We start from the raw sequence: 11607 nt of genomic DNA, 5'->3' as shown, positions 1-11607 counted from the left end.
TTATACATACAACATACATATAAAATACATAGGAGTTTAGAATTATGAATTATGTTAATCCCGCTGAAGTATTGTCACCTAAAGGTAAAATCAGCCAATTAAAAGTATTATACGATGGACAGGCTCATTCATTTTCTTTAGCAAGTTTCTTATGGAATGGTAGTTTAGCCCTAGGAATGCGTTGGAATGGTTTTGATGACAATAAAGGCAATCCTACATCAAGAGGACATGCAACATGGTTTGTTATCCCTCATGAATTAGAACGTACTATTTTAGAAGAATGCTTAACTTTATTAGATGATCCTGTAGAAGAAGTATTTATTGGGATAATCATGGCAGTACGAAAAAATTTAAATAAAAATAATGAAATTCATTATCAAAAAGAAATTCACTTGAATCAGGCACAAGTTTCCGCTATACAAACCAAGCTGCAAAATAGTGGAATACAATTAGACTTGACAAAAGAAAACATCATAAAAAATGGTTATATCAATCTCAACCTAATTACTAATCAATCTTCTACTTATGAGATTTAAGTATTTTTCATGAAAATCCTCCATGTAACAGATAGACATTTTGTTTTTGATTGAATTCAAGATCAACAAAATCTCTATGATGCTATCTGTTTAACGAGGGATTTTTTAGATGAAACTTGTGATACAGATATCATTCATCAAATCACTTGGACAAAAATTGGCTACTATTTAAAAATATTTTTACAGGAGCAGAATAAATGGTCGATATTAATTTAAACTTATTAGGCAAGCCTTTAGGAGATGAGTGGTTATCAAAAGGAACAAGTAAAATATTCAATTTGATATTTAACAAACAACTCAGCAAACTCGAAAGATCTAAGCTCTTAACCAATGCTCAAAATGAATATGATGCTAATTTGATAAAATCAGGAATAGCTAAATTTGAAAATAACATCTTTAGTGCAATCAAAACCGAACAAGAAAGTAATTTAGCTAATAGCCTCCAAAATTCTATTGAGTATCTAAATGAATTATCAGATGATCAAATTTCTGATGAACCAGTATCTCAAACTTTCTTTAATAAGTGGGCTAATTATGCTAAAGAAGCATCTGAAGAAGAATTACAGAATCTTTGGGGTAATATTTTAGCCAAAGAAATTTCAACACCTAATACAATTAACTATATGGCATTAAATGCATTATCATTGATGTCAACAGAGCATTTAAAGTATTTTATTAACTTATTAAAATATAATATCTTTATAAAATACATTGTGTATAGCCAAAGCAATACTCACCAAAATTTCCCAGATATTCCTCAATATATTATCGATGATTTTTTATCTCTAAATTTAATTAAAGCACCTATGGGGATTCAGCTCACTAACTCTCTTCCACAAATGAACGTATACAATAAGGAAAATAGCTTTATATGTCTTGGCTCTGAACAAAACCACATACTGTATTGTGTATCTGATTATGAAAATACTATTTCATTACCAACATTTGAGATCACAAGCATTGGCAAAAAATTAGCAGAAATTTCAGAAAGTAACATCGATATATCTCAAAATAGTGTTCAGCTAGCTGAATTTCTCATAAATTTAGATGAATTTAAACAAGTAAAAAATATAGAAGTTAGCCACCGTTATGCCATTTCTGAGAATGGTCAAAATTTATATAACAACATAAAAGTAGTTCACAGAGACACCCCTAAATAACAAGATCAAAAGCCCTCATTGAGGGCTTTGAATTGATTTTATGCAGCCATCTTCACTAAAAATTCCTGCATACGATTCGCATTATATTTCACGATATTGCCTTGATTTTTGATGTGTACAACATCCAAAAACTCCATTCGACTGATCACATGCGTTACTAAATGTTCGCGCGCTCTATCCGTCATATCACGGGCTTTAAGCTGAGCACGAATCGAATTTCGTAAGCCTTCCAATTTCACAGGACGTGAACAATCCTCGATTTTATGGAGCATTTTACACATTTTAATGAGCAATGAATCAAACTGTAGTTCTTTATCGCTGCGCGTTGTACCTACGCGCTTTGCTTTCTTATCAGGTGCCCGATTCACCAAGTTAATAATCGCATCGAAATCTTTATCATTGGAATAAATTTCAAAACGATCATATTGCTCAAAGTAACAGCCAAGCATGAAAGTGATGCCAAAATCTGCGGAGTTATTAGCAATATCACTCATTTTAACGAGTTCCAATCGCCCTTGGATAACAAATTCACTTAAAACAGTGAGCCAATCTAGCGGAATTTTAACGCCTGTATTGGCGTAGCAGATCACAACCTTATGATATTCTTTAAATTCTAAAATGAGTTCCGTGATCTTTGAGGGGCAGTTTTCAATGTCTATGAACAAAATTGAGCGTTGAGGTATATCAGGTAAACTAATAGTTTTCTCTTTCATATAGTTGTCACTCCTTTGAAATGAAACTCATTTGATCGTATCAGGCTTTTTTGACAGATTTTTGACAATCACAATTTTATTTTGCACAAAAAAAAGCGGTTTTCACCGCTTAAAAGGAACAGCCAAAGATCTTTATTGTTATGTGTTAGCCATACACAACTTTGGCAAGGGAGCCTTGATCCTCCAATTTTTTGATCTTGAAAGGACCATAAAAGATCATAGCAATCAATACAATGCCAACATAACCCGCAATAGGATAGAAATAACCCATCAATTGGATAAAGCCAACAAAACTAATGCCATAACCTAAAATCAATGTCACCAATACAACAACGCGGGATTTAGATGTTTCCATTGGAATGTAACGAGAGATGAATACATAGAACATGCTCACAGCTGTACTGTAAATCATTGCCAATGCGACTAAAGTTAGGATTGGACTTAAGTTTGGTGCATATGTATTCATGATCTGTAATGATGGCATTTGTGCCAATGTTTCAACGGTTGGTGCGATTGTTTTGATTTGTGCAAACAATGCAAAATGCCCCATTGTTAAAACGCCTCCGATGATTAATCCGCCTAAAGCACCGCCTAATCGTGCCACTTTTGGATCTTTCTCTTCACCGCCGATGACCAATGACATACCAACACCCGCAACTGTCATCATCGTGACGTGATTCAATGCTGCCATCCACCAATTGGGCAATGTATCAGGTAATGTATCGCCAACTGCGACAACATAACTATTTAACTCTGCAAATGATTCTGTTTGATTGGATAGCCCTTGATAAATCACGATGGATAACAAGCCAATTAATACAGGCGTAATCATACCAATCACTAAAATAATTTTACGCAAACGCAACATTAATGTACCAATCACAAGCAAAGTCATGATCAATGAACCTTGCCAAAGTGGCATACCATATTGTTGATGAAATAATGCACCACTACCAGATAGCATGATAATACCTGTGCCCAACATCATGATAATGATTAGAATATCTACAAAGCGCCCCACAACTTTGCCACCGACTAAATATGCTGCTTCTTTATAATTTTTGGACTGTAATCGTTGCCCTAAACCTGTCACAAAATAACCGACAATACCATATAACATCGTTGCTAACAGAACGCCTGCTGTACCATCTATCCCGAAAGATGTGTAATAAAAAAATGGTTCCATTCCAGATGCATTACCTGCACCAACAACGACACTTGCATACGCAAAGCCGACAATTAATATCTCTAAAAGCTTCTTCATTCCTATCCTCCTCAACAGTGATTGACTGCTGATATTTTTTGAGTTCACGTCATTAATCAGAATTGCTAAATATAAAAAATCAACTCTAATTATTTGTTTTAGATGAATTTTATAAATCTTTTGACCTACATCAGGTTGTTCGATCATCACTTTTCTTCACCAAAAGTGTCAAAAGATATGAATTCAGAAGTTTATGAATTATTTTCCTAGCACAATAAAATCAAATATATACATTTAAAACACTCTCATTATTCCTCAAAGGAATAACTCTGTGCATTTAGTTCGTTTGCGGAAATAAGTAGCCACAATGTAGGATCAAGCCATCTTCTACGCAACAAAGGAAAATTTGAAAATGGAAATTTCAACAAAAGTATTAAACAAGTTAGGCATTTCAGATGCCGTATTAAACGGTGGCACACATGAAGTTCACAGTCCATTAGATGGCTCTGTTATCGCAAAACTTCAATTCATTGATGAAGCAGCAACAAACAAAATCGTCGATGATGCACATGATGCCTTTTTGGAATGGCGCACAATGCCAGCGCCAATTCGCGGAGAATTAGTCCGTGTGTTAGGTGAAGTCTTGCGTGAACACAAGGAAGATCTCGCTGCTGTGATTACTTTAGAAGCAGGTAAAATCCAATCGGAAGCATTGGGTGAAGTTCAAGAGATGATCGACATCTGTGACTTTGCAGTCGGTTTATCTCGCCAATTATATGGTTTGACAATCGCATCAGAGCGCCCTGGCCATCACATGCGTGAAACATGGCATCCTTTAGGTGTTGTTGGCGTCATCACAGCATTTAACTTCCCGATGGCTGTTTGGTCATGGAATACAGCATTAGCATTGATCTGTGGCAACTCTGTGGTTTGGAAACCATCAGAAAAAACACCTTTAACAGCATTAGCTTGCCAAGCAGTGTTTGAAAAGGCGGCTGCTCGTTTTGGCTCAGCACCGAAAAATTTGTCTCAATTAGTCATGGGCGCGCGTGACTGTGGTAATGCAATTGTTGAAAATCATAAAGTTCCATTAGTCAGTGCAACAGGCAGTACAAGAATGGGGCGTGAAATTGGCCCTAAAGTTGCAGCACGTTTTGGTCGCTCTATCCTTGAATTGGGCGGTAACAATGCAATGATCCTAACAGAATCAGCGGACCTAGAATTGGCAGTTCGCGCGATCCTATTCAGCGCTGTTGGTACAGCAGGTCAACGTTGTACAACACTTCGTCGCTTGATCATTCATAAATCAGTCAAAGCACAAGTATTAGAACGCTTAAAAGCATCTTACAACACTGTTCCTGTAGGCTCCCCAAGAGATACTAACAATTTAGTAGGCCCATTAATCGACAAAGATTCATTTGATGCAATGCAATCAGCATTGGCAAGAGCAAAAGCTTCTGGTGGCGTTGTTCATGGTGGCGAGCGTGTATTAGCAGATGAAATGCCCAATGCATACTATGTAAAACCTGCAATCGTTGAAATGAAAGAACAAAATGAAGTGGTGGAAACAGAAACATTCGCACCAATCCTTTATGTCATGGAATATGAAAACTTTGCAGATGCAATGGCAATGAACAATGATGTGCCACAAGGATTATCATCGTGTATCTTCACAAATGATGTGAGAGAAGCTGAATTCTTCCAATCTGCGGCGGGCAGTGATTGCGGTATTGCAAACGTGAACATCGGCACAAGTGGCGCTGAAATTGGTGGTGCATTTGGCGGTGAAAAAGAAACGGGCGGCGGCCGTGAATCGGGCTCAGATTCTTGGAAAGGCTATATGCGCCGCCAAACTAATACTATCAACTATTCACGTGAATTACCGCTGGCACAAGGCGTTAAATTCGATTAATGTAAATCTTCAACCACAACAGGAAAGAGAGTTTATCCCCTAAAAACATCTCTCTTTCCTGTTGAACTCAATATTAAAGAGCTATCAAAATAGCCAAAAAGATTATGAACTACCGAGGAAACAATAGGATGATGACATCATCCTCTAGGAGGAGAGAATGCAAATCTCTATTAATCAACTACAGACGCTGGTCGAAAAAATTTTAGATAGTAGAGGCTTTTCACAACCACAACGCAATGCTATTACTCAAAATCTCATCACAGCACAAATATCAGAATGTCATTCACATGGCGTTTGGCGCTTGCTTGAACTGATCAAAAATCTCGATAAAGGGATGCTCAATCCCACTGCGATTCCTAATATCACCAAAAATAAAGGCGCCATCATTCGCATTGACTGCCAAATGGCGGCCGCACAATACGGTCATCAGATTGGGATTCCATTGTTGATTGAACGCGCTAAAGATTTCGGCATTGCACTACTTGCCATCAATCGTTGCATTCACTTCTCTGCCCTGTGGGTGGAATTGGAAGCCCTCACAAAACATAATCTTGTCGGCTTAGCCATGACGACAAGCCATGCTTGGGTTGCACCACATGGTGGATCAGTACCTTTATTAGGCACAAATCCTTTTGCATTTGCTTGGCCACGACAAAATGCTGAGCGACCATACTTATTTGATTTTGCAACCAGTGCAACAGCACGCGGTGAAATTCAATTGCACGCGCGCAATAATACACCTTTACCAGATCATGTAGCGATCGATGCCAATGGCAAACCCACCAATGATCCACAAGCAGCATTGCAAGGCGCAATGCTCGCATTCGGTGGTCATAAAGGTACTGCAATCTCCACCATGATCGAATTAATGGCAGGACCTTTAATCAATGATCTGACAAGCCAAGAATCACAAAATGCGGCTAAAGATGGTGCGGCATTACCTTATGGCGGTGAGTTAATCATTGCAATTGATCCAGAAATGATTCTCGATACAGATTTAGACAGCGCACAACAACGCGCGGAAGATTATCTCAATCAATTTAAACATGCAGGTGTTCGTCTACCGTCAGAACGTAGATTTGATGCACGAGCACATAATCAGCAGGCTGGCGTTCTCACCATTGATGATGCTTTGATTGAAAATCTTCAAACATTGATTAGGAATTAACTATGGCAACCGCTCACAACACATTTAAATATGAAAACTTATGGCATACACTAGTTGAGGATAAAGTCTCTTTTCCTGTGCTACAAAATAATGAAACAGCAGATGTTTGCATCATTGGTGCTGGTTTTACAGGATTATCCGCAGCGATTCACTTGGCGGAACAAGGCAAATCCGTCATCATTTTAGAAGCTCAACATGTAGCTTATGGCGGCAGTGGTCGTAACGTTGGCTTGGTGAATGCAGGCACTTGGAACAAGCCTGATTTCATGGTGGATATTTTAGGTAAAGAGATGGGTGAAAACTTAGTCACTGCATTGGGCGATGCACCAAAACTGGTATTTTCCATCATCAATAAATATGGCATCGATGCACAACAGCAAGAAGTCGGAACATTGCATATGGCACACAGCGAAAAAGGCGTGCCTGAACTACAAGATCGTTATGAGCAATTGACTCGCCGTGGCGCTCCTGTTGAATTATTAACAGGCACTCGCATGGAGGAATATTCAGGCAGTAAAAAAATTCCTGCAGCATTATTAGATCATCGTGCTGGCACTGTGAATCCTTTTGCTTATGCAACAGGCTTAGCGAAAACTGCAGCTAAATTGGGCGTAAAGATCTTTGAACATTCACCTGTTGATTCTGTGAATTGTGAAAAACCTGGTGAATGGGTTGCGACAGCCTTGGATCATACTGTACGCGCTGAGAAAGTGATCATCGCGACCAATGCATATGCAGAAGGAGAATTATCAGAATATCGTCAAGCGGTTTACAGCGGTTACTATTATCAAGTTGCTTCGGAACCAATGGGCGAAGCTGGCACCACTGTTTTACCTTATAAACAAGGCTCATGGGATACACGCTTAGTATTGAGTAGTATTCGTTTAGATAAAGATGGACGATTGATTTTAGGCAGTATGGGTAAAGGTATCAACAAGCCTGTTTGGTATTTAAAAGCCTGGGCAGATCGCATTCAACAGCATTACTTTCCACAATTGGGCACCCAAATGAATTGGGAATACAGTTGGTGTGGCCGCATTGGTTTCACGGATAATCATACGCCAAAAATCTTTGAACCCGCACCAGGATTAATTGCTGCAATTGGTTACAATGGTCGCGGTATTACAACAGGCACATTGATTGGGAAATTATTTGCTGACCATTTAACTGATCAAGAAGTGGCGCCAATTCCATTGCCATTCTTCTCTTCTGTCGATCAATCAAAATGCAACTATTCACAAATGAAATCCCTCTTCATGGAATCGGGATTTACAATGTACCATTTAGGCCAATGCTTAAAAGTGATTCGTTAAATCAGCTTATAAGCACTTGCTGAATATCGATCTTCTCGCTCGTGGTGAGAAGATCATAAAAAATTAGAATAGATCATATTAAAAGATAAACATTATGATTCTTCAGGTAAATACTTCAGATCTTTACCTAGATAATTCAAAATCCATTCACGAATGATCTTAACTTTCGGCTCCAATGAATGGCTTTTTAAATACGCCATATAATATGAGCCAACGCCTGTTAAACGATGAGAAGATGCTGGCACTAAACAGCCATTTTGCAAATCTGCTTCCACAAGAATTTTTGGCACCAATGCCAAACCACAGCCCGTTTTTGCTGCGCTAATACATGATGACCAACGCTCAAATAATAAAGAACGATAACCATCAGGATAAATTTGATGGAAACGCTCAAAAAACTGATCCCAAGTATTTAAACGAGAACGACATTCAATCAATCTCGTATTGAAATAGATATCAATCTCAGGATTACCAGCATTCTTAGCTAAAATTTCAGGATGACATACAGGAATCATCTCCTCATTGAAAAGCTCTACGGCTTCCATTCCATGCCAACCGCCATAACCATAAACAAATGCCACATCTACATCCACTTCAACGGGATCATAAGGTAACATTTGTTCATAGAAAGAGAGCTGCACATCACCATAATGCGCCGTAAAACCCTTCAATGCTTTCACAAGCCACGCTGAACATAATGAAGGGTGCGATGCAATACGAATCACATCTTCAAACACACCGTAAGATAACATCTCTTTTGATGTCTCTTCGATCTTGCGCAAAATTGTATTCACATGACCAAGGTACGTGCTGCCAGCTGGTGATAATTCTAGTTTCTGTCGGTTGCGTACAAATAACTGCACTTGTAGGCTACTTTCTAATAAAGCGACTTGCTTACTGATGGCGCTCTGTGTCAGATTCAATTCCGCAGCAGCCAAAGTAAAACTTAAGTGCTTAGCGGATACTTGAAAACACCGCATTGTATGCGTTGTTGGTAAATATAAACGACTCATTTTCTCCATTCCTCTTCACCCATTGACTGGATATTTTTATCTATTTTTGTTAAATAAATCTAACAAATAAATGCTTTTGCATGCAACATGTATATCATACGCACACCCATAAAAAAAGGCGGTTAACCGCCTTTTTATCACACATATTTTGTATTGACTTTACTGGTGAATTCTCGTGCCTTTTGTACCTTTCAATGCATCTGCCATCGATTCAAGCTTTGTCACAATACCAACACCATTCGGGCAAGCTTCGATATAATCCAACAATGATTCAACCTTTGGCAACATACTGCCTGCTGGGAATTGCCCTTCAGCTTTGTATTTTTCAGCATCAGCTACTGATAATTCAGATAGCCATTCTTGATTCGGCTTACCAAAGTTCACAGCAATTTGTTCAACGCCTGTTGGAATTAAATAAACGTCTGCTTGTAAATCTGCCGCCAATAAAGAAGAGACTCGATCCTTATCAATCACTGATTCAATGCCGCTCACAGTATTATCTGCATTACGCTGCACAGGAATGCCACCACCACCACAAGCGATGACTAAAGCATCCGCTGCCACTAAACTTTTAATCACATCCAATTCAACGATAGACTTTGGCGATGGTGAAGCCACAACGCGACGCCAACCACGACCTGAATCTTCTACAACAATCCAACCTTCGTTATCTGCACGATCTTTTGCTGTTGCTTCATCCATAAATACGCCCACTGGCTTATCTGGCGTTGCAAATGCAGGATCTTTCGGATCCACTTCCACTTGAGTGATCACAGAAACAACAGGCTTATTAATGCCACGACGCTTAAACTCATTACCAATGGCTGATTGTAGTAAATAGCCAATTTCACCTTGTGTGCTAGAAACATGATGATCCATAGGATATTGTGGCAAATCTGTTGCGGCTGCATCTTGAATTAAGTGAATCCCAACATGCGGACCATTACCATGAGTTAATACAACACGCCAACCAGTTTCAATTAAATTCACAACATCAACCGCTAGTTTCTCTGCAACTGCTCGTTGAGATTGCATATCAATGTGATTATTGTCTTCAATCAACGCATTGCCACCAATTGCCAATACCATTACAGGCACTTTCTTTTGATCACTCATGATACTTTTCCTCTCAGTTTAAGTATGTCAATAACGTCAGTTTAAATGAGAAATAGCAAATAATGTGGCTATTAAAATAATTAAGTTAATCCTTATAAATTAATAAAAACAATTATTTGCCATCCTAACAAAACTTGATTATGACTCTTGACATCCTTTGTATGAGAGTGGAATCCAAGCAACAATAACGGCTAAAATTGCAACGCCACCAATGTACCAAGCCGCACCCAATGGCGTTTTCTCCAATAACCAAATGGTCAATGCTGGCGTAATTGCACTGAATGCAGCATATGCCAAGTTATAAGAGAATGATAAACCTGAGTAACGGATTTTAGCTGGGAATGCGCGTGTACCAATGATTGGCGTAATCGCAATTGCACCTGTAAATAAACCCATCACACCAGCCATAACATAGATTGTATTAAGCTCTGGGTTTTGCATTAACATGCCATAGAACAAGAATGATGTAACGGCCAAACCGCCCCAAGCAATCAATGCGGTTAAGCGTGTTTTAATCACATCTTCTAACCAACCAAACAAGATACAACCTAGCGTCAACATCAACGCCATGATGCAACCCGCTATACGGAAATCTAACTCAGATAATTTATACATGCCACCCAAAATTTTCACAGGTGTGATCAAAATGCCCACCATAACAGTTGTGGACAATGACCATGTCATCAATGTCACAATCGTACAAGCCCATTTGTGTTTTTTCATGACTGTTACAACAGGGATTTCTTTCGATAACTCTTTACGTTCTGCCATCTCCTGGAAAATTGGCGTTTCCGACAAATAACGACGTAAATAAACAGAGATGACACCAAATAAACCACCTGCAATGAATGGAATTCTCCAAGCGTAGCTCAAAATTTCTTCTTTAGTAAAAGTCAGATCGATCAAGATAGAGACTAGGAAACCTAATAAAATACCGCCTGTGATACCACTTGTTAATACGCCAATACCCAAACCATAACGATTTTTTGGTGTATGTTCTGCAATAAACACCCAAGCACCTGGCATTTCGCCACCAATTGCTGCACCTTGGAACATACGCATGACAATCAATAATACTGGTGCTAATAAACCAATGCTTTCGTAAGTTGGCATCACACCAATCACAAATGTTGGCAGCGCCATCATCGCAACGCTCAATGTAAACATTTTTTTGCGCCCAAGAATATCACCAAAGTGCGCCATAATAATGCCGCCAATTGGACGTGCAATATAACCCGCGGCAAAACCGCCCCAAGCATAAACATCGCCCCAAACTGTACCCAATAGATCTGCTGGTAAAAACAGCTTTTTCACCACAGTTTCAATGTACAGTGCGTAAATGACGAAATCGTAAAATTCTAGTGTTCCGCCTAATGATGATAAACCTAAGGTTTTATAATCTTCTTTATTCAAAGGGCGAGCCGAAGGCGCCCCAGATGCTTCTTGACTCATGGTTGTCGACATATAATATT

10 protein-coding genes are annotated in these 11607 nt (G+C 38.8%); 5 read left to right on the top strand and 5 right to left on the bottom strand.

What is annotated here, in order from left to right:
- Positions 1-44: 44 nt before the first annotated feature.
- Entirely contained in the window at positions 45-536 is a 492-nt protein-coding gene (locus ACA100_RS04245; protein ID WP_481078752.1) for a hypothetical protein, read from the top strand.
- Between the two features lie 197 nt (positions 537-733).
- On the top strand, positions 734-1696 hold the full coding sequence (locus ACA100_RS04240; protein ID WP_481078751.1) for a DUF2806 domain-containing protein: 963 nt from the start codon (positions 734-736) through the stop codon (positions 1694-1696).
- Between the two features lie 38 nt (positions 1697-1734).
- On the opposite strand, the gene ACA100_RS04235 is transcribed toward ACA100_RS04240, so the two are convergent.
- Both ACA100_RS04235 and ACA100_RS04230 read right to left on the bottom strand, forming a co-directional pair.
- A complete protein-coding gene (locus ACA100_RS04235) occupies positions 1735-2409 on the bottom strand; it encodes a PIN domain-containing protein (protein ID WP_481078750.1) in 675 nt (224 codons plus the stop codon).
- 145 nt (positions 2410-2554) lie between these two features.
- Positions 2555-3673 carry a YkvI family membrane protein gene (locus ACA100_RS04230; protein ID WP_481078749.1) on the bottom strand — a complete coding sequence of 373 codons (1119 nt, stop codon included), beginning with the start codon at positions 3671-3673 and terminating at the stop codon, positions 2555-2557.
- 352 nt (positions 3674-4025) lie between these two features.
- On the opposite strand from ACA100_RS04230, the gene amaB reads away from it, so the two are divergent.
- The 3 genes from amaB to amaA all read left to right on the top strand — a co-directional run bounded on the left by amaB (position 4026) and on the right by amaA (position 8006).
- Complete coding sequence (amaB, locus tag ACA100_RS04225; RefSeq protein ID WP_481078748.1) at positions 4026-5525, top strand: L-piperidine-6-carboxylate dehydrogenase; 1500 nt, start codon at positions 4026-4028, stop codon at positions 5523-5525.
- A 157-nt stretch (positions 5526-5682) separates the two neighbouring features.
- On the top strand, positions 5683-6693 hold the full coding sequence (locus ACA100_RS04220; protein WP_481078747.1) for an Ldh family oxidoreductase: 1011 nt from the start codon (positions 5683-5685) through the stop codon (positions 6691-6693).
- A 2-nt stretch (positions 6694-6695) separates the two neighbouring features.
- Entirely contained in the window at positions 6696-8006 is a 1311-nt protein-coding gene (amaA, locus tag ACA100_RS04215; RefSeq protein WP_481078746.1) for an L-pipecolate oxidase, read from the top strand.
- Between the two features lie 92 nt (positions 8007-8098).
- Here the strand turns inward: amaA and ACA100_RS04210 are convergent, their stop codons facing one another.
- From ACA100_RS04210 to ACA100_RS04200, 3 genes are all read right to left on the bottom strand, one after another.
- A complete protein-coding gene (locus tag ACA100_RS04210; RefSeq protein WP_481078745.1) occupies positions 8099-9019 on the bottom strand; it encodes a LysR family transcriptional regulator in 921 nt (306 codons plus the stop codon).
- 159 nt (positions 9020-9178) lie between these two features.
- Positions 9179-10135: a carbamate kinase gene (locus ACA100_RS04205; RefSeq protein WP_481078744.1), complete on the bottom strand. Its 957-nt coding sequence runs from the start codon at positions 10133-10135 to the stop codon at positions 9179-9181.
- A 138-nt stretch (positions 10136-10273) separates the two neighbouring features.
- The gene (locus tag ACA100_RS04200) at positions 10274-11587 is read right to left on the bottom strand and encodes an MFS transporter (protein ID WP_481079101.1); all 1314 of its coding nucleotides are present in this window, start codon (positions 11585-11587) and stop codon (positions 10274-10276) included.
- Positions 11588-11607 lie beyond the last annotated feature (20 nt).

It is taken from the genome of Wohlfahrtiimonas sp. XWW7 (assembly GCF_056716055.1).
This window is presented reverse-complemented; position numbering and strand designations above follow the sequence as displayed.